Annotated in this window: 24 protein-coding genes; 15 read left to right on the forward strand and 9 right to left on the reverse strand. The window is 66.5% G+C overall.

Features of this window, described 5'->3' with window-relative positions; genetic code table 11:
• The first annotated feature begins 216 nt into the window (after positions 1-216).
• From coaD to A3OM_RS23610, 5 genes are all read left to right on the forward strand, one after another.
• Positions 217-717: a pantetheine-phosphate adenylyltransferase gene (gene coaD, locus A3OM_RS0106935; protein WP_018043010.1), complete on the forward strand. Its 501-nt coding sequence runs from the start codon at positions 217-219 to the stop codon at positions 715-717.
• A 44-nt stretch (positions 718-761) separates the two neighbouring features.
• Positions 762-1,328 (forward strand): peptidylprolyl isomerase, encoded by a 567-nt coding sequence (locus A3OM_RS0106940; RefSeq protein ID WP_018043011.1) that lies wholly within the window; start codon positions 762-764, stop codon positions 1,326-1,328.
• A gap of 23 nt (positions 1,329-1,351) precedes the next feature.
• Entirely contained in the window at positions 1,352-1,825 is a 474-nt protein-coding gene (locus tag A3OM_RS0106945; RefSeq protein ID WP_018043012.1) for a hypothetical protein, read from the forward strand.
• Positions 1,826-1,829: 4 nt separating this feature from the next.
• Complete coding sequence (locus A3OM_RS0106950) at positions 1,830-2,288, forward strand: peptidylprolyl isomerase (protein WP_018043013.1); 459 nt, start codon at positions 1,830-1,832, stop codon at positions 2,286-2,288.
• A 127-nt stretch (positions 2,289-2,415) separates the two neighbouring features.
• Complete coding sequence (locus tag A3OM_RS23610) at positions 2,416-3,504, forward strand: GSU2403 family nucleotidyltransferase fold protein (protein WP_018043014.1); 1,089 nt, start codon at positions 2,416-2,418, stop codon at positions 3,502-3,504.
• Between the two features lie 3 nt (positions 3,505-3,507).
• On the opposite strand, the gene mobA is transcribed toward A3OM_RS23610, so the two are convergent.
• From mobA to A3OM_RS0106970, 3 genes are all read right to left on the reverse strand, one after another.
• Positions 3,508-4,122 (reverse strand): molybdenum cofactor guanylyltransferase MobA, encoded by a 615-nt coding sequence (gene mobA, locus A3OM_RS0106960; RefSeq protein ID WP_018043015.1) that lies wholly within the window; start codon positions 4,120-4,122, stop codon positions 3,508-3,510.
• A gap of 5 nt (positions 4,123-4,127) precedes the next feature.
• Positions 4,128-5,264, reverse strand: a complete 1,137-nt coding sequence (locus A3OM_RS0106965; protein ID WP_018043016.1) for an Mrp/NBP35 family ATP-binding protein — start codon at positions 5,262-5,264, stop codon at positions 4,128-4,130.
• A 125-nt stretch (positions 5,265-5,389) separates the two neighbouring features.
• Positions 5,390-5,692, reverse strand: a complete 303-nt coding sequence (locus A3OM_RS0106970) for a hypothetical protein (RefSeq protein WP_018043017.1) — start codon at positions 5,690-5,692, stop codon at positions 5,390-5,392.
• Positions 5,693-5,822: 130 nt separating this feature from the next.
• Between A3OM_RS0106970 and A3OM_RS0106975 the strand changes: the two genes are divergently transcribed.
• Together A3OM_RS0106975 and A3OM_RS0106980 are read left to right on the forward strand one after the other, a co-directional pair.
• Positions 5,823-6,326 (forward strand): pyridoxamine 5'-phosphate oxidase family protein, encoded by a 504-nt coding sequence (locus tag A3OM_RS0106975; protein WP_026175795.1) that lies wholly within the window; start codon positions 5,823-5,825, stop codon positions 6,324-6,326.
• Between the two features lie 375 nt (positions 6,327-6,701).
• The gene (locus tag A3OM_RS0106980) at positions 6,702-7,994 is read left to right on the forward strand and encodes a nicotinate phosphoribosyltransferase (RefSeq protein ID WP_018043019.1); all 1,293 of its coding nucleotides are present in this window, start codon (positions 6,702-6,704) and stop codon (positions 7,992-7,994) included.
• Here the strand turns inward: A3OM_RS0106980 and A3OM_RS0106985 are convergent.
• Positions 7,984-9,087 carry a methyl-accepting chemotaxis protein gene (locus A3OM_RS0106985; protein WP_018043020.1) on the reverse strand — a complete coding sequence of 368 codons (1,104 nt, stop codon included), beginning with the start codon at positions 9,085-9,087 and terminating at the stop codon, positions 7,984-7,986. The two genes, A3OM_RS0106980 and A3OM_RS0106985, sit on opposite strands and share 11 nt — an antisense overlap.
• Before the next feature lie 379 nt (positions 9,088-9,466).
• Between A3OM_RS0106985 and A3OM_RS0106990 the strand changes: the two genes are divergently transcribed.
• The 3 genes from A3OM_RS0106990 (at position 9,467) to hisN (ending at position 13,386) form a co-directional block, all read left to right on the forward strand.
• Positions 9,467-10,228: a 5-oxoprolinase subunit PxpA gene (locus A3OM_RS0106990; RefSeq protein WP_026175796.1), complete on the forward strand. Its 762-nt coding sequence runs from the start codon at positions 9,467-9,469 to the stop codon at positions 10,226-10,228.
• Between the two features lie 265 nt (positions 10,229-10,493).
• Positions 10,494-12,440, forward strand: coding sequence for an AI-2E family transporter (locus A3OM_RS23615; RefSeq protein ID WP_018043022.1), 1,947 nt, complete (start codon positions 10,494-10,496; stop codon positions 12,438-12,440).
• Between the two features lie 157 nt (positions 12,441-12,597).
• Positions 12,598-13,386, forward strand: a complete 789-nt coding sequence (gene hisN / locus A3OM_RS0107000) for a histidinol-phosphatase (protein WP_018043023.1) — start codon at positions 12,598-12,600, stop codon at positions 13,384-13,386.
• 88 nt (positions 13,387-13,474) lie between these two features.
• On the opposite strand, the gene A3OM_RS0107005 is transcribed toward hisN, so the two are convergent.
• The gene (locus A3OM_RS0107005) at positions 13,475-14,479 is read right to left on the reverse strand and encodes an alpha/beta hydrolase (RefSeq protein ID WP_043764309.1); all 1,005 of its coding nucleotides are present in this window, start codon (positions 14,477-14,479) and stop codon (positions 13,475-13,477) included.
• 179 nt (positions 14,480-14,658) lie between these two features.
• On the opposite strand from A3OM_RS0107005, the gene A3OM_RS0107010 reads away from it, so the two are divergent.
• Positions 14,659-15,132, forward strand: a complete 474-nt coding sequence (locus A3OM_RS0107010; RefSeq protein WP_018043025.1) for an Hsp20 family protein — start codon at positions 14,659-14,661, stop codon at positions 15,130-15,132.
• Positions 15,133-15,189: 57 nt separating this feature from the next.
• Here A3OM_RS0107010 and A3OM_RS0107015 read toward each other — a convergent pair whose 3' ends face one another.
• Together A3OM_RS0107015 and A3OM_RS0107020 are read right to left on the reverse strand one after the other, a co-directional pair.
• Positions 15,190-15,381: a hypothetical protein gene (locus A3OM_RS0107015; RefSeq protein WP_348625448.1), complete on the reverse strand. Its 192-nt coding sequence runs from the start codon at positions 15,379-15,381 to the stop codon at positions 15,190-15,192.
• A 204-nt stretch (positions 15,382-15,585) separates the two neighbouring features.
• On the reverse strand, positions 15,586-16,029 hold the full coding sequence (locus A3OM_RS0107020; RefSeq protein WP_018043027.1) for a DNA-directed RNA polymerase sigma-70 factor: 444 nt from the start codon (positions 16,027-16,029) through the stop codon (positions 15,586-15,588).
• 332 nt (positions 16,030-16,361) lie between these two features.
• Here A3OM_RS0107020 and A3OM_RS0107025 point away from each other — a divergent pair, with 332 nt between their 5' ends.
• Together A3OM_RS0107025 and A3OM_RS0107030 are read left to right on the forward strand one after the other, a co-directional pair.
• On the forward strand, positions 16,362-17,228 hold the full coding sequence (locus A3OM_RS0107025) for a Kdo hydroxylase family protein (protein ID WP_018043028.1): 867 nt from the start codon (positions 16,362-16,364) through the stop codon (positions 17,226-17,228).
• 39 nt (positions 17,229-17,267) lie between these two features.
• Positions 17,268-17,567, forward strand: a complete 300-nt coding sequence (locus A3OM_RS0107030) for an antibiotic biosynthesis monooxygenase family protein (RefSeq protein ID WP_018043029.1) — start codon at positions 17,268-17,270, stop codon at positions 17,565-17,567.
• A gap of 369 nt (positions 17,568-17,936) precedes the next feature.
• Here A3OM_RS0107030 and A3OM_RS0107035 read toward each other — a convergent pair whose 3' ends face one another.
• Entirely contained in the window at positions 17,937-18,212 is a 276-nt protein-coding gene (locus A3OM_RS0107035) for a hypothetical protein (protein WP_244478854.1), read from the reverse strand.
• Between the two features lie 304 nt (positions 18,213-18,516).
• Between A3OM_RS0107035 and hemC the strand changes: the two genes are divergently transcribed.
• Together hemC and A3OM_RS0107045 are read left to right on the forward strand one after the other, a co-directional pair.
• Positions 18,517-19,440 carry a hydroxymethylbilane synthase gene (gene hemC / locus A3OM_RS0107040; RefSeq protein WP_026175798.1) on the forward strand — a complete coding sequence of 308 codons (924 nt, stop codon included), beginning with the start codon at positions 18,517-18,519 and terminating at the stop codon, positions 19,438-19,440.
• A gap of 143 nt (positions 19,441-19,583) precedes the next feature.
• Complete coding sequence (locus A3OM_RS0107045) at positions 19,584-20,624, forward strand: diguanylate cyclase (RefSeq protein WP_026175799.1); 1,041 nt, start codon at positions 19,584-19,586, stop codon at positions 20,622-20,624.
• 11 nt (positions 20,625-20,635) lie between these two features.
• Here A3OM_RS0107045 and A3OM_RS0107050 read toward each other — a convergent pair whose 3' ends face one another.
• Positions 20,636-21,043: a response regulator gene (locus A3OM_RS0107050; RefSeq protein WP_018043033.1), complete on the reverse strand. Its 408-nt coding sequence runs from the start codon at positions 21,041-21,043 to the stop codon at positions 20,636-20,638.
• Positions 21,044-21,107: the final 64 nt, after the last annotated feature.

Consider the following 21,107-nt stretch of genomic DNA (forward strand, 5'->3'; position numbering starts at 1 on the left):
GTTGCGAAAAGGCTCTGCCGTTCCGGCAACTCGCTTGGCGAATCCATAAGCCGGACGTCGTCGACCAGACTTCGAAGACCGAAACTTCGGGCGGGCGCTCCATCGGGGCATCCGCCCTTTTTCGTGCGCCGGTCCATTGCCGGGAGGATTCGCCATCGGGCCGGGATGGTCGCGGGCGGTTCCGTTTCGGGGCGAAATGCTCTACGCCCACCGGTGATGATCCGCACCGCGCTCTACGCTGGCTCTTTCGATCCGGTCACGAACGGACACCTCGACGTCATCCGTCAGGCATGCCGGCTCGTGCAGCACCTGGTGATCGCCATCGGCGTGCATCCGGGCAAGGCCCCCATGTTCTCGCCCGAGGAACGGGCGGATCTGCTGCAAGTGACCTGCGCGCCCCTGGCGGAGGCCGAAGGCGCCAGCCTCGACATCGTCACCTTCGACGATCTGGCGGTGTCGGCCGCGCGGCGCTCGGGCGCCAGCATCTTCATCCGCGGCCTGCGCGACGGCACGGATCTCGACTACGAGATGCAGCTCGCCGGCATGAACGGCGCCATGGCGCCGGAGGTGCAGACCGTGTTCCTGCCCGCCTCCACCGGCGTCCGGCCGATCACCGCCACCCTGGTGCGCCAGATCGCGGCCATGGGCGGCGATGTCTCGCCCTTCGTTCCTCCCCTCGTGGCGGAACGGCTCGCCGCGCGCTTCGCGCAAGCCTGATCCCTTCCATCCACCTCCTTCAACGGACCGGAGACCGCCCCCTCATGACTCATCGGACCCTCCATCGGCGGACCGCCTTCCTGTCCCTGGCGCTTGCCGCCATGATCGGGTTCGCGCCCGTGGCACGGGCGGCGGACGACAACACGGTCTATCTCGACACCAAGGACGGCCGTGTCACCATCGAGCTGCGCCCCGATCTCGCGCCGCAGCACGTGGCCCAGCTGAAGACCCTCATCAAGAAGGGCTTCTATGACGGGCTGAAGTTCCATCGCGTCATGGACGGGTTCATGGCCCAGACCGGCGACCCGAAGGGCAACGGCACCGGCGGTTCCTCCCTGCCGAACATCCCGGCCGAATTCTCCCAATCGCCGTTCCGGCGCGGCACGCTCGGCATGGCCCGCTCGTCGGATCCGAACTCGGCGAACTCGCAGTTCTTCATCTGCCTCGGCGATGCGCCGTTCCTGAACGGCCAGTATACCGTGATCGGACTGGTCTCCTCTGGGATGGAGGTCGTCGACAAGATCAAGAAGGCGGCGGCGGGCGCTCCGGGTGGCGCGGTCCAGAACCCCGACAAGATCGTGAAGATGCAGATGGCCCAAGGCGCCAAGTGAGCAGAAGCGCGACAGTGAGGCGTATGACGCGCCTCGCGGTCGCTGGGTCGGCGGTCGCCATCCCGCTCGCGGCGGCTTTTGCATCGGCTGCCCTGGCGGGAGCCGGACTGCCGCTGACGCCGCCCGCGTCCCTGCGCTCCACGGTGCAGGCCCCGGAGGGCGGCATCGCCGCGAGTCCGGCCGACACGCTCCAGGAGCTCTACCCCCGACTCGCCGCCTGCTGGGAGGTGCCGCAAGGCCTCGCCGGCTTCCCGCGCACCGAGATCACCGCCCGTTTCGCGCTCCGCCGCGACGGGTCCGTCATCGGCGAGCCTCGCATCACCTTCTCGATGCAGAATGCCGATCAGCGCGGCAGGGACATCCTGACCCGCTCAACCCTCGACGCGATCCGACGCTGCACGCCGGTCGCGATCACGCCGGCGCTCGGCGCCGCCATCGCGGGGCGCCCGATCGCCCTGCGGTTCATCTACCAAGGTCCCCAGGGACAAGGAGTCTGACCCCATGGCCGATACCGAAACCCTCATCCTCGAAACCACCAAGGGCCGCGTCGTCATCGGGCTGCGCCCGGATCTCGCCCCCAACCATGTCGAGCGTCTCAAGACGCTGGCGGGGCAGGGATTCTACGACGGCGTGCCGTTCCACCGCGTCATCGACGGGTTCATGGCCCAGACCGGCGACCCGACGGGCACCGGCTCGGGCGGTTCCGACCTGCCGGACCTGAAGGCCGAGTTCAACGACGAGCCGCATGTGCGCGGCACCTGCTCGATGGCCCGCACCAACTTCCCGCATTCGGCGAATTCGCAGTTCTTCCTCTGCTTCGGCGACGCCCGCTTCCTCGACAAGCAATACACCGTCTGGGGCAAGGTGACCGAAGGCATGGACGTGGTGGACAGCCTCAACAAGGGCGAGCCGCCTCGCTCGCCGGACAAGATCGTCAAGGCCACGGTCGGCACCGCCTGATCCGACAGCCTGTCCATGAAAAGGGCGTCCGCGCGTGACCCGCGCGGACGCCCTTTCTCGTTTTTGGGGCTCAGCCCCGTGCGTTACATGAAAACGGCGATTTTCATGTAACGCACGGGGCTGAGCCATGCCGTCCATCGATGCCGCCGCGCAGACGGTCTTCGCCGATCTCAATCAGCGCTGCGCCGATGCGGAGTTCGACCGCGACTTTCCGGAGAACGGCAAGTTCATCAAGCGCACCATCAAGGCGCGCGAATACTGGTACTATCAGGGCTACGATGCCGCCACCGGCACGAAATCCAACCGCTATGTGGGCACGGTGGCGGATGCCGAGACCACGCGCCGGGTCGAGGCCCATGACCGCCAGCGGGTCGATTACCGCACCCGTATCGACGCGGTTCGGATGTTGCGGAGCGCCGGGTTTCCGACAGCGGACGCCCTGACGGGCCGGGTCCTCGAACGTCTGGCGCAGGCAGGCTTCTTTCGCCTGCGTGGGGTCCTGGTCGGCACGGTGGCGTTCCAGACCTATCCGGGCCTCGTCGGAGAGCGCCCTATGAGAGCGCTCAGGACCGGCGACATCGATCTCGCACGAGATTACGGCATCTCGGTCGCGATCGGAGAGAGCATGCCTCCCGTTCACGAGGAACTTCAGGCCGTGGATGCGAGCTTCCGTCCGGTGCCGAACCTGTCGCGGCCGGACCGCACGAGCGCTTTCGCGAACGCCAACGGGTTTCGGGTCGAGTTTCTCATCTCGAACCGCGGCTCGGACGATCTGACCGGGGCGCTCATCCCGATGCCGGCCCTCGGCGGTGTCAGCGCCCAGCCGCTTCGCTATCTCGATTTCCTCATCAGGGACCCGGTCCGCTCGACGCTGCTCCATGCCGGCGGAATCTCGGTCACGGTGCCTGCTCCAGAGCGCTACGCCGTTCACAAACTCATTGTGGCGAACGAGCGGACCGAGCGAGAGAAACAGGCGAAGGACCTGACTCAGGCGAGCTTCCTGATCGCGGCCCTGGCCCGGAACCAGCCCGTTGCCCTGGCGGCCTCCTGGGTCGAGGCGTGGAGCCGAGGTCCCTCCTGGCGCCGTCACCTGGAAACAGGCGCCGCACGCCTCGACAAGACCGGGCGCATCGCCATCACGCAAGCCGTCTGCGCGCATGGGGAAATGCTGGGCTACGAGCCGACGCAGGTCGGGTTTCCGGCATCGTCTCCATAGCAGTCACCGATCGGCGTGAGGAAGCAGCGCCTCCGCCAGCGCCAGATCCTCCGGCGTGTTGATGTTGAGGAACGGATCGACCGGGTCCGCCGGCCAGTCCACCGCCACGGCACCGTAGCGGCGGAGGAATGCGCCGACGCGGCGCTCGCCGCGCTCGACGAGGGAGGCACGGAGATCGTCGCGCAGGGACACGGCCCAGAGCGCCACGGTGAAATGCTCACGCCCCGCCGATGAGGCCATGGCGATGGGGGAGCCGGACAGGCCGGTCCGGAGACGCTCCACCAGGTCGAGGGGCAGGAACGGCGCGTCGCCCGTGACGCTGGCGACATGCGTCGCCGAGGGGTGGCGCGCGGCTGCGTGATCGAGGGCGGCGAGGATTCCGGCGAGCGGCCCCGGATTGTCGGGCACCCCGTCCGGCACGACCGGGCCGGGGAATTCTGCGAACCGGGCCGGGTCGCCATTGGCGTTGAGGACGATGCCGAGACCGCATTGCGGCGCGAACCGCTCCACCACCCGGTCGAGGAGGGTGCGGCCCGCCAGCATTCTCAGCGGCTTTTCGCCGCCGCCCATCCGGCGGGACAGGCCGCCGGCCAGGATCACGCCGAGCACGGGCTCCATCGGGATTATTCGATGACGATGCGCGGCGCGGCGCGGGGGGCCGGCCCGCCGGTGAGGTTGGCCCAGAGCTGGGCGGCGATGCCGCGATAGACCTTCGCGTGCGGCCCGTCCGGGTCCACCGCCACCACGGGACGACCGGAATCGGAGGTCTCGCGAATGGTCATGTTCAGGGGGATCTCGCCGAGGAACGGCACGTCGAGCCGCGCCGCTTCCTCGCGCGCGCCGCCATGGCCGAAGATGTGCGAGGCATGGCCGCAATTCGGGCAGATGAAGGTCGCCATGTTCTCGATGACGCCGAGGATCGGCACCGAGACCTTGCGGAACATCGTCACCCCGCGCCGCGCGTCGATCAGCGCCAGGTCCTGCGGCGTCGAGACGATGACGGCCCCGGAAAGCGGCGTCGCCTGGGCCATGGTGAGCTGGGCGTCGCCGGTGCCGGGCGGCATGTCGACCACGAGGATGTCGAGCTCGCCCCAGGCGACCTCGCGCAGCATCTGGGTGATGGCGGACTGCACCATCGGGCCGCGCCAGATCATCGCCGTCTCGGGCTCGATCAGGAAGCCGATGGACATGACCTTGATGCCGTAGCCGTCCATGGGCGCGAGCAGGCGCTCCTCGATCACCTTCGGCTTGCCGGAGAGGCCGAACAGCTTGGGCACCGAGGGGCCGTAGATATCGGCATCGAGCAGCCCGACCTTGAGCCCCTGTGCCGAGAGGGCGAGGGCGAGGTTGCAGGCGGTGGTGGACTTGCCGACGCCGCCCTTGCCGGAGGCGACGGCCACGATGTGGCGCACGCCCGGCAAAGCAGGGCCGGTGCGGGGAGGGGCGGGCCGTCCCGGCTGGGGCGGTTGCGGGGCGGCGGCCTGCGCCGGTGGGGCGGGCTGGTTCGGGCCGCGCTCCGAGGTGAGGCTGGCGAACACGCCGGAGACACCCGCCATGGCCAGGACGGTGCCCTCGGCCTTGCGACGGATCGGTTCGAACCGATCCGCCTCGCTCGGGTCGATCAGGATCGAGAACATGACCCGGTTGGTGGGGTCGACCACCACCTGCGAGAGGCGGCCCGATGCGGGCAGCGTGGTCCCGCCGGCATCGACGGTGACGGCGGACAGCGCCTTGAGCACGTCGTCGCGAGTAATGGCCAAGATGGTTCTCCGGGCGAGGCAGGCGGACACGGCGGACCGGACGCCCCTCTGCATGTAACCGACGAAGACGAGAACGCCAGACCTCTTGCGGTCTCACCCCCCCGATATGCGCGACGAGGACGGATTCAGCGCCGCCCCGGCGGGATGGCGATGAGGTTGCACCGCTCCATCGGCCCGCGCACGACCGAGCCGTCGCCGCGCCGATACGTCCCGTTGCGGACATGGCGGCATCCGGGGGGACCGGGGAGCCGCTTCACCCGCTGGATATGGACGCTGCCGTAGCGCCGGTGGGAGAAATCGTGACCGCCGATTCGCACGCCGGGACCGAAGCGGACCTGCGCCGCGACGGGCGCGGTGAGGACGGGGAGGGCGCAGGTGACGCCCAAGAGCAGATTGAGGATTCCCCGGATCGGGATGGGCAAAGACATTCTTCCTCTTCTCCGAACGGCGCTGAACCAAGCGAGCCCTGGCCCGTTGTGAGTGCAGCCTTCAGGGCCGGCCCGCGACCGGGAGCGCCGCGCCCCGATACGGACGACAGACCTTCAGGAGACCATGTTCATGCATCAAGGCAACCACCGCGACCACGAGGGCGCGAAGAAGCTGTTCGATCTCGTCAAGGACATCAAGGTCGCGATGATGACCACGGCGGATCAGGACGGGAAGCTCTACAGCCGCCCGATGTGGAGCCAGGACATCGACGAGAACGGCGACATCTGGTTCTTCACCAAGCTGCACACGCCCAAGACCGCGGAGATCGGCAAGGACAATCAGGTCAACCTCGCCTATTCCGACCCGTCGAGCCAGACTTACGTCTCCATCGCCGGCAAGGCCGAGATCGTCACCGATCAAACCATCGTCGACGACAAGTGGAGCGAGAGCATGAAGACCTGGTTCCCCAACGGCAAGGACGACCCGGAAGTCGCGCTCATCCGCATCCACCCGGAGAAGGGCGAGTATTGGGACAGCCCCAACGCCACGGCCCTGCACATCTACGGCTACGTGAAGGCCGCGCTCACCGGCGAGTCGCCCAAGACCGAGACCAAGAAGGTCGATCTCGCCTGATTGTTTTGATAGGACGGACAGTGGGGCGGTCATCCGAAGCGGGTGGCCGCCCTTCTGCGTCGTCCAGCTCACGCCTCTCTCTGCCGCGAGACTGTGCGGGACCCTCCTCCCCCTTGCGGGGAGGAGTTGGAGGTGGGGGGGCGACCCTCCGCCGGTGGAGGCTGACGGAGCCACCCCCACTCCTGACCTCTCCCCACAAGGGGGAGAGAGACCCGCGCTTCCCCTCGCTCTCCCGCGATACACCCGAGGGGCCGAACCGTTCAGTCGACGTCAGCCCCCGCCAATCGCCGGGTGTACGATTGACTCGCGCCCGAGGCCCATGCGCTCTTCGCCGGTGAGCGGGCGCCCGGGTCCCGCGCCGGATCCCTCCCGACCATGCTCGATCTCGCGACGCGGGTTTACAACCACAACTTCAAGATCGACCCGATCATCCGGTCGCTGCTCGATACGGATTTCTACAAGCTCCTGATGGCGCAGACGATCTTTCGCCGCCATCGCGACGCCGACGTGACCTTCGGCATCCAGAACCGCAGCCGCTCCGTCCGCATCGCCGATTTCGTCGATGTGGGCGAATTGCGCGAGCAGCTCGATCACGCCCGCACGGTTCGCCTGAGCCGGGGGGAATCCACTTGGCTGCGCGGCAACACCTTCTACGGCAACCGCCAGATGTTCTCGGCCGATTTCATGGATTGGCTCGAAGGCTTCCGCCTGCCGGACTACGAACTCGAGGCGCGCGACGGACAATACGTCCTCACCTTCCACGGTCCCTGGATCGAGACCACCATGTGGGAGGTGCCGGCGCTGGCCATCCTCAACGAGTTGCGCTCGCGCGGAATCCTGCGCGGGCTCGGCAAGTTCGAGCTGCAGGTGCTCTACGCGCGGGCGATGACCCGGGTGTGGGAGAAGATCGAGCGGCTGAAGCGCCTGCCGGGCCTCTCCATCGCAGATTTCGGCACCCGCCGCCGCCACGGCTTCCTGTGGCAGGATTGGTGCGTCGAGGCCATGCGCGAGGGCTTGGGCGAGGCCTTCCTCGGCACGTCGAACTGCCTCATCGCCATGCGCCGCGAAGTCGAGGCGGTGGGCACCAATGCCCATGAACTGCCGATGGTCTATTCCGCGCTGGCGGAGGACGACGCGGCCCTGGCCCAGGCGCCCTACGACGTGCTGCGCGACTGGCAGCAGGATTATGCCGGCAACCTGCTGGTGATGCTGCCCGACACCTACGGCACCACCGGCTTCCTCGCCCATGCGCCGGACTGGATGACGGCCTGGACCGGCATCCGCATCGATTCGAAGGACCCGATCGAGGGCGGCGAGGAGGCCATCGCCTGGTGGGCGTCACGCGGCTGCGACCCGCACGAAAAGCTCGCGATCTTCTCGGATGGGCTCGATGTCGGGACGATCGAGGCGATCCACGCGCATTTCCACGGGCGGATGCGCATCGGCTACGGCTGGGGCACCCTGCTCACCAACGATTTCCGCGGGCTGGTGCCGGATCACGGGCTCGATCCGATCTCCATCGTCTGCAAGGTCATCGCCGCCAACGGCCGCCCCACCGTGAAGATCTCCGACAACCCGTCCAAGGCCATCGGGCCGGCCGACGAGATCGCCCGTTACAAGCGCGTCTTCGGCACCGGGGAGATGGCGGCGATGCCGGTCATCGTGTGAGCGTCCGCCATTCCTTGGGCTGCTGCACGATGACGCCGTACCAGCCGAGCCCGGCATAGGTCTCGTAGCCGGGGGTACGGTGGAAGGCGGTGACGGCGCCTGCCGAATCGGCGCCGCTCCGCCGCTCGCCCGGCCGAAACGGCAGAATCTCCCGGAGGAGGGAGCGGCGGCCGGAGGATGCGAGGACGAGCCCCTGCGCGTCGACCAGCAGCACCCGCGTCCGCTCGCGATCCGCAGGGTCGATGCGAACGCCATCCACGATGGACCGGGCCTGCGGCTCCCAATCGAAATGGATCGCCAGGATGCCGATGGGCCGTCCCTCGCTCCGGCCGCCTTCGCGGATGCCGGCGCAGAAGGTGGCGACCTGCGCGCCACCGAGACCCGGTTGGGGAGCCACCTCGGCGGCGACATAGGCGTCGCCATCGGGTAGGCCGGCCGCCTTCCTGAACCAGGGCTCGCCCGAAACGTCACGGCCGACGATGTCGCCGAAGCGGTCGGGCCGCCCATGCGCGATGACCCGTCCGTCCAATCCGCAGAGCCAGAGATCGAGATAGACCGTGTAGGCCCCGAGGATCACGGCCAGGCGCTCCGTGGCATGGGCGGCCCGCTCCGGCGTCGGATCGGCGGCGCATTCCACCAGGTCCCTATCGGTCGCCCACCAGCGCACGTCGCAGGTCCGCTCATAGAGGTTGCGATCGATCAGCTCGACGGCATTGAGGGCGAGATCGATGAGGCGCGTGTTATGGGATCGCTCGGACAATCTCTCGACCTGGGACTGAACCGAGACGATCCGGCCGCACAATTCGGCTTCGAGGGCCTTCGCCACGGTCTCGACCTCCGCGCCGATGGCGCGCACCTCCTGCGCCACCACCGCGAAGCCGCGCCCCATCTCACCGGCCCGCGCCGCCTCGATGAGCGCGTTCAAGGCCAGTATCTTCACCTGCGCCGTGATGCCCTGGATGCGGCGGCTCTTGTCCGAGGAAATGCGTTTGAGCTCGGCGAGCTCGGCCGCGACGCCGCGCAGGCTCGAATCACCGGTTTCGGCATCCGGAGACCCCGCCCGATCATCCCGCATGAAAACCACGTCGCCCATGTGCCCGCCGACAAATAAAATCGATCGATCAAATGAGGCACGATCTTATAAGAATCGATGAATTATGTTGTCTTGACTGAAATTGGCGCTTTAGATCCCAATTCGTCCATCACGAAATAGTTATGCCGAACAACAAAATCCGACATCATGAACAGGCAGCGCGCCATCGGGTTTCGGATCAGCGGCTCCCGGGCCATGATCCTGATGAATATATCGTGGCAACGACACTGTCTTGCCTTGAAAGCAATGTTGTGCTGCCAGAACTTCGACGGCGGCCTGGATACGGGATCGGTTACTCGTCGGACGGCACCGGTTACTTCGCAACCGCATCGGCGAACCTATGATGATGGACGAAGGTAGAACCCACAAGGCGGACCTCATGCGGATTGATCTCAATGCCGATCTCGGCGAAGGCTACGGCCCCTACACGCTCGGCGACGACGCGGCCCTCCTCGATCTCGTCACCTCGGCCAATGTCGCCTGCGGCTTCCATGGCGGCGATCCCGCGATCATGGTCGCCACCGCCTCGGCGGCCAAGGCGCGCGGCGTCGCCATCGGCGCCCATCCGGGCTTCCAGGACCTGCGCGGCTTCGGCCGCCGGATCATGGCCGAGAGCGCGGCCGAGATCGAGGCCGGGGTGGCCTACCAGATCGGAGCGCTCCAGGCCTGCGCGGCCCTCGGCCATCATCGCGTCACCCATGTGAAGGCGCACGGCGCCCTCGCCAACCTGTCGAACTCCGACGTAGATGTGGCGAAGGCTCTCGCGCGGGCGGTCCTCGCCGTCGACCGGACCCTGCCCCTGGTGGTGATGCCGGGCCTCGCGGCCGAGCGCGCGGCTCTCGATGCCGGCCTCGCCGTGGTGCGGGAGATCTATGCCGACCGAGCTTATGAGGAGGACGGGCAGCTCTGCGCGCGCTCGCGTCCAGGGGCCGTCATTCACGATGCGGCCGAGGCGGCGGCGCGGGTCCGCCGCATGGTGGAGGACGGGGCGGTGATCACCCTGTCCGGCCGCAGGATCGCGGTGTCCATCGACACGATCTGCGTCCATGGCGACACGCCGCAGGCGGTGGAGACGGCGCGCGCGGTGCGGCTGGCCCTCGGGGAAGCGGGCTTCGAACTGGCCGCCTTCGCCGCCGCCTGATCTCGGAATGAATACAAACGTCGAAAGCAGCAGGGATCGTTTCCCGCCGATACTCCGTTCCCCATGGCGACGACGCTGGCGAAACCGCCGCCCATCGTGTGCGTAGCGTTGAGACGGGACCGACATGGCGACACCCACCCCGGTTGAGGCCGCATCGCCGCAGGCGCCGAAGGCGGGGTCCGCGAGTGGCAAGGGTTCTGCCGGTTCCAAGAGTTCCGCGAGTGGCAAAACCGGCATCTCCCGGGCGACGCCTTTGCGGGAACCGATGTTGCCGCCTCGGGCGACGCGCATCGCGGCGGCCGAAGCGCTTCCTCCTTCGCTGGTTTCGCCCCTCATCGTCACCGCGCTGATCGTCTCCGGCCTTTATATCGGCCGTGACGTCCTGATTCCCATCGCCATCGCGGTCCTGCTCTCCTTCGTGCTGGGCCCCATCGTCTACCTGCTGCGGCGCCTGCGCTTCGGGCGGTTCCTGTCGGTCGCCACCTCCGTCGTCATGGCGCTCGGGGTGGCGGCGGCGTTGGCCACCCTCATCGGCGTCCAGCTCGCGGATCTGGCCAAGGACGTGCCCCGCTACCGAACCACCATCGAGCAGAAGGTCGAGGGCCTGCGCGACAGCCCGGCCGGCCGGCTGGCCGATTACGTCGCCAATATCGGCCGGACGATGCACCAGGGCGGCGAGGAGAGCGCCAAGCCCGAGGCTCCGAAGCCCGAGGCCGGGAAACCCAGCGCTCCGCCGCCCGAGAAGCCGGTCGTCGTCGAGATGAAGGAGCGGGCACCGGACCCGTTGGCCCTGGCCAACACCATCCTGTCGCCGATCCTGCATCCGCTGGCCACCACCGGCATCGTCTTCATCGTGCTGCTGTTCTTGCTGATGCAGCGCGAAGACCTGCGCGACCGCATGATCCGCCTCGTCGGGTCGAGCGATCTCCACCGGACCACCGTGGCGATGGACGATGCCGCGCGGCGTCTCAGCCGCTACTTCCTGGTCCAGCTCGCCCTCAACGCCGCCTTCGGCGTGGTGATCGGCATCTGCCTCTCCGTCATCGGCGTGCCCAACCCAGCCCTCTGGGGCATCTTCTCGGCGCTCATGCGGTTCGTGCCCTATATCGGCGCGGCGCTGGCGGCCCTGTTCCCCCTGGCCCTGGCGGCGGCGGTCGATCCCGGCTGGACGATGGTCATCGCGACTCTCGCGGTGTTCCTGATCCTCGAACCGCTGACCGGGCACGTCATCGAGCCGATGCTTTATGGGCAGTCCACCGGGATGTCGCCCTTCGCCGTGCTGGTCTCGGCCCTGTTCTGGACATGGCTATGGGGACCGGTCGGCCTGCTGCTGTCGACGCCGCTCACCGTCTGCCTCGTGGTTCTCGGCCGCCATGTGGACAAGCTCGAATTCCTCGACGTGCTGTTCGGCGACCGGCCGGCCCTGACCCCGGTGGAGAATTTCTACCAGCGCATCCTCGCCGACGACCCGGAGGAGGCCGAGGAGCATGCCGAGCTGATCCTGAAGGAATGTTCGCTCTCCTCCTATTACGACGACGTGGTGCTGAAGGGGCTCGAACTCGCCGCCCGTGACGCGGCGCGCGGGGTGCTCACCCCGGAGCAGAAGAACGATATCCGCGACACGGTGGCCGTCCTCATCGCCGGCCTCGACCGCCGCGAGGTCGAGGTGCCCGACGACGACTTCGCCATTCCGGACGACATCCCCGAGGCCTGGAAGCAGGACGGCGCGGTCCTGTGCGTGACGGGCCGCAGCTTCGTCGACGAATCGGCCTGCACGATCCTGGCCCAACTGCTGAACAAGCGCGGCATCGGCACCCGAATCGTTCCGTTCTCCGACGTGGCCCGGGTTCAGATCGACGGGTTCGACCCCGGCCCGGCCCGGATGCTCTGCATCGTATCCCTCGCCATCAACGGGGAGCCGACGCATCTGCGCCGCCTCGTCGGACGGCTGAAGAATCGCATGCCGGGCCTGCCCATCGTCGTCGGTCTCTGGCAGGCCGATCACGAGATCCTTAACGACGAAGGTCAGCGGGCGGCTATCGGCGCGGATACGCATGTGTCGTCCCTCGACGCCGCGTTGCAGGCCGTCCTCGCCCGGGCCGGCACCACGGCCTCGGTCGCGAAACCGGAGTCTTCAGCGCCCGAGATTCCGCCGGAAATGCCACCCGAATTGCCGCCATCGGCGCCGGTCGCCGCCGCCATCCCGACCTGAACGCGGCGGGTTTTCCGCCGCGGCCGAAGAGCCGTGCGATTCCGCTGATTCCGCCCGGGGGATGGCGGTGTTTCGGGCCTGTTCGTGGCGGTCCGGGCTTGACGCGGGTCGCCCGTCACCGCTTCGGTTGCGGGGCGGTTCCACAGGGAGGCTTTCGATGAGCGTCGTCGATCTCGCACGGTTCATGGAAGACCTCGCCACCGAGTCGGGCCAGGCCATCCTGCCCTTCTTCCGGGCCTCGTTCGGCATGGACGACAAGGGCCGGGACACCGGCGCCTTCGATCCCGTCACCGAGGCCGACCGGGCGGCGGAGACGATCCTGCGCGGACGGATCCGCAGCACATTCCCCACCCACGGCATCGTCGGGGAGGAGTTCGGCTCCGACCACGCGGATGCCGAATGCGTCTGGGTCCTCGACCCCATCGACGGCACCCGCGCCTTCATCACGGGGCTTCCCACTTGGGGAACGCTGATCGGCCTGCTCCATGACGGCGTGCCGGTGCGCGGGCTGATGAACCAGCCCTATCTCGGCGAACGCTTCGTGGGGGATGGGGCAAGCGCCTCGTTCCACGGCATTCGCGGCCCTCGCAAGCTCATGACCCGCCGCTGCGAGCGCCTCGCCGATGCGCTGCTCGCCACCACCGATCCGCGCCTGTTCGCGCCGGGCGACGAGCAGGATCGCTTTCGCAGCATCGAGGATTCGGTGCGGATGTCGCGCTACGGCACCGATTGCTACGCCTATTGCATGCTCGCGGCAGGGCAGATCGACCTCGTGGTGGAGGCCGGCCTGAAGCCGCACGACATCGTCGCGCTGATCCCGATCATCGAGGGCGCCGGCGGCATCGTCACCGCCTGGGATGGCGGTTCAGCCGCGAAGGGCGGCCGGATCGTCGCCGCCGGGGACGTCCGGCTCCACGCAGCGGCCCTGCGCCACCTCAACCCGTAATACACTGATTCTTTAGAGGCTTAGGCTCTGCGTCACTCGTTTGGCCGAGGAGAAGCGATGGCCTCTTCCGGTCAATCGGGGGCGTGTCTCACGGCGTCATCGCGGCGGCGACGGCCCGCCCCGCATCGGCGTGTTCAGCCCTTTCCGACACGACCGTCCCCGGTACGAAGGCGTCGAACGCCGCCCAGAAATCGTCTCGAATCGCGTCGCGTTCCGAGAGGATCTCATGACGGGCGTCGGGCAGGACGAGGAGGAAACCGGAGGAGAGGCGGCCCACGAACCGTTCCGTGATCGCGGTGTCGCAAACTGGGTCGGCACCGGCGCCGATCACGAGAGTCGGAATGCGGATCGAGGCGGCTTTTCGCGGATCGGCGAGCTTCGCCATCGCCCGGAACGCGCCGACGATCCAGGCCACGCTCGGATCCCCCACGGCGCTGGCGCCGACGGCCCGGGCCGCCTGAGCGTTGCGTTCATAGCGTGTGGGATCGCCCGAGAGGCGGTTTCCCGCGAACGGTTTCGTAGCCAAAGAGGCGGGCTTGCCGAACGGGATGTAGCTGCGCCCGAGACCCAGCCTGTGCAGAACGCGAGCAAGGAAGAACGACGCCGCCGGGAAACGGATCATCCGGATCGACAGCATCGGTGCCACCGTCACGAGACGGGCGAAGGGCAGCCACCCATCCATCGCCCCGGTCAACGCCACGGCGCCCCCCATGGAATGGGCGAGACACATATGCGGATGCGGCATCAGCGGCCGCAGGATCGCATCCTCGATCGCCTTGAGATCGCGGCGGTAATCGTCGAAACGCGCGACGTGGCCGCGATGCGCATCGGAGACCTGCCGTTGTGATTCCCCCTGGCCCCGCCAATCGAACGCGACAACGGCGAACCCGCGCCGGCGCAGCTCCGAGATGGTCTCGTAATATTTTTCGATGAACTCGGCCCGGCCCTGCAGCAGGCACACTGTTCCCTTTGCCAACCGGGTCGTCGGGCGCCAATGAGCTGCCCTCAGCCGGATCCCGTCATCTGCATGGACGACGACCAACGTCCCCCCCGGAGGGGCCGGATTTCCAGGCGTGGAAGCAAGGGTCAGCATGTGGAGGATCCAGACAAGAGAAGCAGCGGTAAATTTTGCATGAGAAGGGCTATCCAGACTCTTGAAGCCTTCCGACGCACCTCCGATATTGGAGGAGCGCTGGCCGATACGGCGGCGCAACGGTCCGGCCCTTTGGGCGGACGATAACGTTACATGTTGCTTCCTACGGAGAATATGTCATGCGCCAGTTCGATCTTGCTCCCCTCTATCGCTCTACCGTCGGCTTCGACCGTCTTTTCTCGGCCCTCGACCAGTTCGTGAGCGCCGATGCGGTCCCGACCTATCCGCCCTACAATATCGAGCGCACAGGCGAAAACGCTTACCGTATTACCGTCGCGGTGGCTGGGTTCACCGAATCCGACCTCACCATCGAGGTTAAGGAAAACGCGCTCACGCTCAAGGGCGAGCGCAGTCCCGACACGACCCGCAAAGCCGAGGTTCTTCATCAGGGGATCGCAGCTCGCGGGTTCGAACGCCGGTTCCAGCTCGCCGACTATGTTCAGGTCACGGGTGCGGCCCTGGAGAACGGCCTGCTCCATATCGATCTCGTCCGAGAGATTCCGGAGGCTAAGAAGCCCCGCCAGATCCAGATCGCCACGTCGGGCGCCGTGAAAGCGCCCGTGATCGAAGGTCAGGTGCAAGCAGCGGCGTAATCGCCGGTCTTTCGACCATGAGCGCCCCGACCGGGAGGTCGGGGCGCCTGCTCGCGTTCAAAATCCATCGAACCGGTCGCCTCGGCCCGGCTCCCGGCATCGGTAGCCGATGAAGCAATCCGCCATATCGCAGGTGGGCGCGTAGGCGGGGATGGTGATCTCAGTGACCTCGCATGCGCCACGGTCGCGCACGAAGCGATCGTAGGTCGATCCACCTGTCCCGAGGACGATGCCCCGGCTCCGTGACACGACGGCTCTCGCCTCTGGGCAGGTCATGTCGAGGGTTGATGGCCGCTGTGCCATGGCGGGCCAACTGATGCCGATGACGGTACATATAACGCAGATGAAACGGTAAACCTTCAACACAGCCCAACGCCCCTCGTCTTCCACCGCACGGAAACGCGGTCTCACCGAGGTAACTCCAAGCCGATCAGCCAGGTTTCGGTAGAGGATTCAGAGGTCGCCGAAGACGAGTTGCCCCTGAGGGCTTTGCCTGCGGCGTGCAGCGACCGGAGCCTCCTTGCGAACCGGAGGTTTTGATGCAGGACGGTGCTGTCTCGGCTCGCCGCGCATCCGGGCTTTTGCTTTGTCGCGGGCCACGGCTTCAGGTGCATTCGGGTTGTCGCTCAGCCATTTGCCGCGCTTGATCACCTCGTTGACCCGCCCCTGGTTCACGCCGACCTTGAAGGCGATCTCCTGCTGGGTCATTCCCGTGGAGGCGTGGAGATCAAGGATGGCTCGCGCCAGATCCGGCGTCATCTTCTGCCCCGTGAGGCGTCGTGCCGGCTTGATCGTGCGGGTCGCCCGGTCGCGTTCGCGCAGACGCTGGAGCAGGGCGAGCGCCATGTTCATGCCCTGCTCGCGCAGGGCCTCTTCGAATTCCTTCAACGTCGCCATCGTCGGCTTCCTCGCTGCCGTCGCGGCCGAACCATTGGACCGGCCCGTCACCGAGAGAACGGTCGGGCATGCGCCAAGGTTGCGACGGATGCTCTCGCTCGATTGAGCAGGGTTGGGCCGACACCGCGGCAATGACAACCAGGTGAAGAATTCATCCACCGCTAATGCATCATCAGTCGCTCGAGATCGTATCGATGTTCTGGCGCGCGTCGTCGCCCGCGACGGGCTCGCCCTTTCTCTTGGCAGCCTGCCCCTGGCGTCCTGCCCTTGGCGGAAAGCCCGAGCTTCGGCTAAACCGCGCGGCACACGCGGCTTTCGAGGACGCTTCCCCAATGATCAGTCCGATCCTTTCCGTCGCCCGCGACGGATCAGCGCCCGGCGTCCCCTCCCTTGTCGAAGCTCTGGAGAGCGGCTCGGTTCTCGTCTTCCACGATGAAGACTTCCCCTTCAGCGATTTCGAGAAGCGCTTCGTCGAACGACCCTTTGCCGACGGCAAGGCCAAGAACGTCAACATCCGCGGCAAAGAGGCCTCACTGAGAGGGGCAGCCGGAACGCCGGAGGAGCAGGAGGCTCTGCGCCAGCTTCTCATCCGCTACAAAGCCTTCGCCCAGGGGCTGATCGACCGCCATCTGCCGGCCTATACCGGCAAGATCACGCTGGCCGGCACCTCCTACCGCCCGTTCGAGGTGGACCAGCGCAAGCTCAGCTGGCGCCGGGACGATACACGCTTGCATGTGGACGCCTTTCCGTCGAACCCGATCGGCGAGAAGCGCATCCTTCGCATCTTCCGCAACATCAACCCGAACGGGCAGCCCCGCCTGTGGCGGGTGGGCGAGGATTTCGGCTCGATGGCCGAGAAGTTCTTGCCGCGCCTGCCCGGCTACTCGCCCTTGTCGGCGCGGCTGCTGGCGGCCCTGCGTATCACCAAGGCGCGCCGCTCCGAATACGACCACCTGATGCTGCATCTCCACGATGCGCTGAAGCAGGACATGGAGTACCAGCAGAAGGGTCCCCAGGCCGACGTGCAGTTCGCCCCGGGCCAGACCTGGGTGACGTTCTCGGACCTTGTCATGCATGGCGCCATGGGCGGCCGCTACATGTTGGAACAGACGGCCTACCTGCCCGTGACGAGCCAGGCGGATCCGGAGCGCAGCCCGCAGCGGATCCTCGCCAAGAAGCTCGGGCGCAAACTCCGTTAAGATCACCCCCACCACAGAGACCGGGTTTAGGACCACGCCATGATCCTCGAGATTGCACAGATCGACATCAAATCCGGCATGGAGGCTGATTTCGAAGCGAGCATCGCCAAAGCATCCGAGATCTTCAAGGTCGCCAAAGGCTGCAAGAGCTTCGCCGTGCGCCGTTCCGTGGAGAAACCCCAGCGCTACCGGCTGCTAATCGAGTGGGAGACGCTCGCCGACCATACCGAACTCTTCACCGGGTCGCAGGCGTGGAAGGATTATCGTGCGATGGTCTCTCCGTTCTTCGAAGGACCGCCCAGCGTCGAGCATACGGAGCTCACCCTCCAGGCGTTCTGACGCCCGGATTGCCGGATAAGCATTTCGATGCGGCTGTCGAGGAGCGCCCAGGGCTTCACGCGGCATCCAGCGAAAGACCCATCACCCAGCCTCGGCGCACCGTCGTGACATCGCCGAAAACGTCCTTGGCGTCGCTCCGATCGGCGTGCCGCGATGCTACCACTCTGCCAGGGCGCAGCCCGATGTCAGCGGTGCCTGAGTGCAACGGAAGAACGGCGGGCGAATCCGGTTGCATCACGCTCCCAGGCTTTGCTCTTGGAGGGGGTACAGACCAACCTGTGCGGCATGCAGCTGAAATCTGCGCAACTCGCCGTAACGTTCGGTTAGGATTAAAAATTCTTTCGTGGATCACACCGCTGCCGTACGGCTTCAGCGAAGACGGTCCGATACGGTCTTCAGCGTACTTTCGATGGACCATACGTGGCGGGTGAGGTCGCGCCGTGCGCAGGCACTGGCCTGCAGGAAGTCCGGCAAGAGCGCCGACGAGCGGGGTCCACATTCGGCGACGGCCGAGAGAAGCAGGAAGGCAAGCGGCCCGAGTGTCAGGATCAGCTTGAGACCGACATAGGCTCGGCCGAAGACGCCACGCCGCCGTCGAGGAGAAGACTTTTCGGAGTGCGGCGGGTCGATGCGACGCAACGGCACGCTCCGCTCGGTTGGCTGACCAGAAGCTTCGTCGTCGGCCTGGGGAAAATGCGCGTCTCGGAACCGTTCGAGCTTGCTCGGAGCCATCTCTCTCGTCTCGACCGCAGATCTCGCCACAGTCGGCCGTCTTTCGTAAGGATTCGATGATCGGGTTTGGATGAAATGAATCCTTCCACACCCTGGCGCGCGATTCGAGCGAAGCCTTCGCCACGGTGACAGCCGACCGTGGACTGCTTACTGAGGGAAACCGTCCTCGATAGAGGCGGCTTCATCCGTAGCGTCCTTGCACAGGCGTCCATCGCCCATGATCCAGCGCCCCCTCCGCATCGGCACCCGCGGTAGCCCAATGGCTCTCGCACAGACGGGAATGGTCCGCGACAAGATCGTGGCGGCTAATCCGGGGCTGGAAACAGAATTGGTGGTCGTCAACACGGTGGCCGACCGCATCCTCGACCGACCGCTCTCAGAGATCGGCGGCAAGGGACTCTTCACGAAGGAACTCGAACAGGCCCTTTTCGCCGACGTGGTCGATGTGGCCGTGCATTCGATGAAGGATGTCGAGACCTGGTTGCCCGAAGGACTGGTCATCGCCTGCATCCTGGAACGGGACGATCCGCGCGATGCCTTCCTCTCTGCGCAAGCGGAGGGTTTTGCCGGCCTCGCGCCGGGCGCCCGCGTCGGCACGTCCTCCCTGCGCCGAGCCGCTCAGGTCCTCATGCGCCGCCCGGACCTGCGCATCGTCCCCATGCGCGGCAACGCCAATACCCGGATGCGCAAGCTTCAGGAGGGCACCTGCGAGGCGACTCTCCTGGCCCTTTGCGGCCTCGAACGCCTTGGTATGGCCGACATGGCCCGGAGCGTCCTGGCCGTGGACGAGATGCTCCCCGCCGTGGCGCAGGGCGCGCTCGGCATCGAATGCCGGGAGGCGGATTCCGACGTTCGTGCGTTGCTCGCCCCTCTGCGATCCGCCACGGCCACGTCCGAACTCGACGCCGAGCGCGGGCTCCTGGCGGAACTCGATGGATCGTGCCGCACACCCATCGCGGCCCTGGCGCGGATCGACGGCGACGTGCTGACCCTCGACGGTCTGTTGTTCCTGCCTGACGGCAGCGCCCAATGGGCGGTCCGCCGTAGGGGCGCGGTATCGGACGCCGCTCGGATCGGACAGGATGCCGGAGCCGAACTGAAACGCGCAGCCGGCGACACCTACGCCAAACATCTGCAATAAGCGGTCTCTCACTCCAACGGCATCAGTGCCGATCCGGGGTAGGCGCGGCAACTTCGCGCGTTGCGGATAGGAGAGGAACGGTTAATCGCTGATCGGCTACGGTTAGTGTACAGTCTTATACTCTTTGCGGCCCGGGGATACAGATGGATGAGGTCTGCGCCCACTCGTCGTCCCGCTCACCGATGCTGATCCATCTCGACGGGGATACCCCAGGACGGGAAGAGATCACGGTCGAGCGCCGCGAGGATGCGCAAGTGATCGCGGCCCTCCAGGCCCGTATCGAGGACCAGGCCCGCTTCATCGACGCGCAGGCCCTGTCTCTTGCCCACAGCCGTAAGATCTTCGAACGCGCCTCGGCCGTGGCCAGGATCGGAGTGTGGGAATGCCGCCTCGAAGACGAGGCGCTGACCTGGACCGATGCCGTCTACCGGATGTTCGACCTGCCGGTGGGCTCCGCGGTGGACCGCGAAACGACCCTGGGCTGCTACAGCCCGGAGTCACGCGTCCGCCTCGACACACTTCGGAGCGAGGCCATCGCCGAGCGAGGCGGCTTTACCCTGGACGCCGAGATCGTAACGGCTTTGGGCAACCGACGCTGGATCCGCCTGACCGCTACGGTGGAATGCGAGGGAGGAATACCGGTCCGCATCTTCGGCATGAAGCAGGACATTACCGAGGAGAAGATTCTCGCCGACCGGACACGCTATCTTGCGGAGTTCGATACCCTGACGGGCCTGCCCAACCGCACAAGCTTCTACGGCCGCCTCACCCGGATGGACCGACTGGGAGCCCTGCTGCTCCTCGACCTCGACGGCTTCAAACAGGTCAACGACCTTCATGGCCACATGGCCGGCGATGCCTGTCTCGCCGAGGTGGGGCGCCGCCTCAAAGAGACGTGCCGCCACACGGAATTCGTCGCACGCATCGGGGGTGACGAGTTCGGGGTCGTCGTCGGCGCCACCATCGGCACACAGGGCCTCGCGACACTGGCGAAACGGATCATCGCCGCCATGGCGCCGCCCATCGCCTGGGGGCAGGGGACCTTCACGATCGGCGTCTCCATCGGCATCGCCACGATGGTGAGCCACAGTCCGGAGGACCTCTTCGCGGAGGCCGACATGGCCCTCTATGCGGCCAAGGCGGATGGGCGCGGGACATTCCGCCTAGCCCCTCCGGCGAAATGACGGCGACCGTCTCACGCCGATGCGTGGTGCGATACCAGAGCAGGGGATAGGGCGCGCTCCGCCGCCATCATCCGGGCAAGGGCGACGATCTCGCGGATCTGAAACGGCTTGCGGACCGAGAGGCTTCCTCGAAGTGGCCTGCGATCGAAATAGGCATTCGTCGACGCATAGATGACCGGGCGGTCAGGACGAACCTCGCGGAAGGCGCGAGCCACCGTCCATCCATCGATCAATCCCGGGAGATTGATATCCGTCAGCAACCAGTCGAAATCGGCACCACGCGTCCTGAGAAGCGTCAGAGCGTCTTCGCCACTGGACGCCGCGACGGCCGTGAGGCCGGCACGCTCGCACTGGATCATCAACATATCCAGCAGGAGGAAATTGTCCTCGACGATCAGAACGTTCGGTGCGCCACTCATGCCGGCTGTCGACCCTTTCATACATCAACAAATAACTGCATTAATGGTTAAGCTTCCATCAATG

It is taken from the genome of Methylobacterium sp. 88A, assembly GCF_000376345.1.
GTDB classification, from domain to species: Bacteria; Pseudomonadota; Alphaproteobacteria; order Rhizobiales; family Beijerinckiaceae; genus Methylobacterium; species Methylobacterium bullatum.

Excerpts from the sequence above, each read along its gene's own strand:
- A3OM_RS0107045 (WP_026175799.1), top strand. The coding sequence starts at position 19,584 with ATGGATGAGGTCTGCGCCCACTCGTCGTCCCGCTCACCGATGCTGATC.
- A3OM_RS0107030 (WP_018043029.1), top strand. The coding sequence starts at position 17,268 with ATGATCCTCGAGATTGCACAGATCGACATCAAATCCGGCATGGAGGCT.
- A3OM_RS0106945 (WP_018043012.1), top strand. The coding sequence starts at position 1,352 with ATGACGCGCCTCGCGGTCGCTGGGTCGGCGGTCGCCATCCCGCTCGCG.
- A3OM_RS0106950 (WP_018043013.1), top strand. The coding sequence starts at position 1,830 with ATGGCCGATACCGAAACCCTCATCCTCGAAACCACCAAGGGCCGCGTC.
- A3OM_RS0107050 (WP_018043033.1), bottom strand. The coding sequence starts at position 21,043 with ATGAGTGGCGCACCGAACGTTCTGATCGTCGAGGACAATTTCCTCCTG.
- hemC (WP_026175798.1), top strand. The coding sequence starts at position 18,517 with ATGATCCAGCGCCCCCTCCGCATCGGCACCCGCGGTAGCCCAATGGCT.
- A3OM_RS23610 (WP_018043014.1), top strand. The coding sequence starts at position 2,416 with ATGCCGTCCATCGATGCCGCCGCGCAGACGGTCTTCGCCGATCTCAAT.
- hisN (WP_018043023.1), top strand. The coding sequence starts at position 12,598 with ATGAGCGTCGTCGATCTCGCACGGTTCATGGAAGACCTCGCCACCGAG.
- A3OM_RS0107010 (WP_018043025.1), top strand. The coding sequence starts at position 14,659 with ATGCGCCAGTTCGATCTTGCTCCCCTCTATCGCTCTACCGTCGGCTTC.
- A3OM_RS0106980 (WP_018043019.1), top strand. The coding sequence starts at position 6,702 with ATGCTCGATCTCGCGACGCGGGTTTACAACCACAACTTCAAGATCGAC.
- coaD (WP_018043010.1), top strand. The coding sequence starts at position 217 with ATGATCCGCACCGCGCTCTACGCTGGCTCTTTCGATCCGGTCACGAAC.
- A3OM_RS0107025 (WP_018043028.1), top strand. The coding sequence starts at position 16,362 with ATGATCAGTCCGATCCTTTCCGTCGCCCGCGACGGATCAGCGCCCGGC.
- mobA (WP_018043015.1), bottom strand. The coding sequence starts at position 4,122 with ATGGAGCCCGTGCTCGGCGTGATCCTGGCCGGCGGCCTGTCCCGCCGG.
- A3OM_RS0106975 (WP_026175795.1), top strand. The coding sequence starts at position 5,823 with ATGCATCAAGGCAACCACCGCGACCACGAGGGCGCGAAGAAGCTGTTC.
- A3OM_RS0106985 (WP_018043020.1), bottom strand. The coding sequence starts at position 9,087 with ATGGGCGACGTGGTTTTCATGCGGGATGATCGGGCGGGGTCTCCGGAT.
- A3OM_RS0106970 (WP_018043017.1), bottom strand. The coding sequence starts at position 5,692 with ATGTCTTTGCCCATCCCGATCCGGGGAATCCTCAATCTGCTCTTGGGC.
- A3OM_RS0107020 (WP_018043027.1), bottom strand. The coding sequence starts at position 16,029 with ATGGCGACGTTGAAGGAATTCGAAGAGGCCCTGCGCGAGCAGGGCATG.
- A3OM_RS23615 (WP_018043022.1), top strand. The coding sequence starts at position 10,494 with ATGTTGCCGCCTCGGGCGACGCGCATCGCGGCGGCCGAAGCGCTTCCT.
- A3OM_RS0107005 (WP_043764309.1), bottom strand. The coding sequence starts at position 14,479 with ATGCTGACCCTTGCTTCCACGCCTGGAAATCCGGCCCCTCCGGGGGGG.
- A3OM_RS0106940 (WP_018043011.1), top strand. The coding sequence starts at position 762 with ATGACTCATCGGACCCTCCATCGGCGGACCGCCTTCCTGTCCCTGGCG.
- A3OM_RS0106990 (WP_026175796.1), top strand. The coding sequence starts at position 9,467 with ATGCGGATTGATCTCAATGCCGATCTCGGCGAAGGCTACGGCCCCTAC.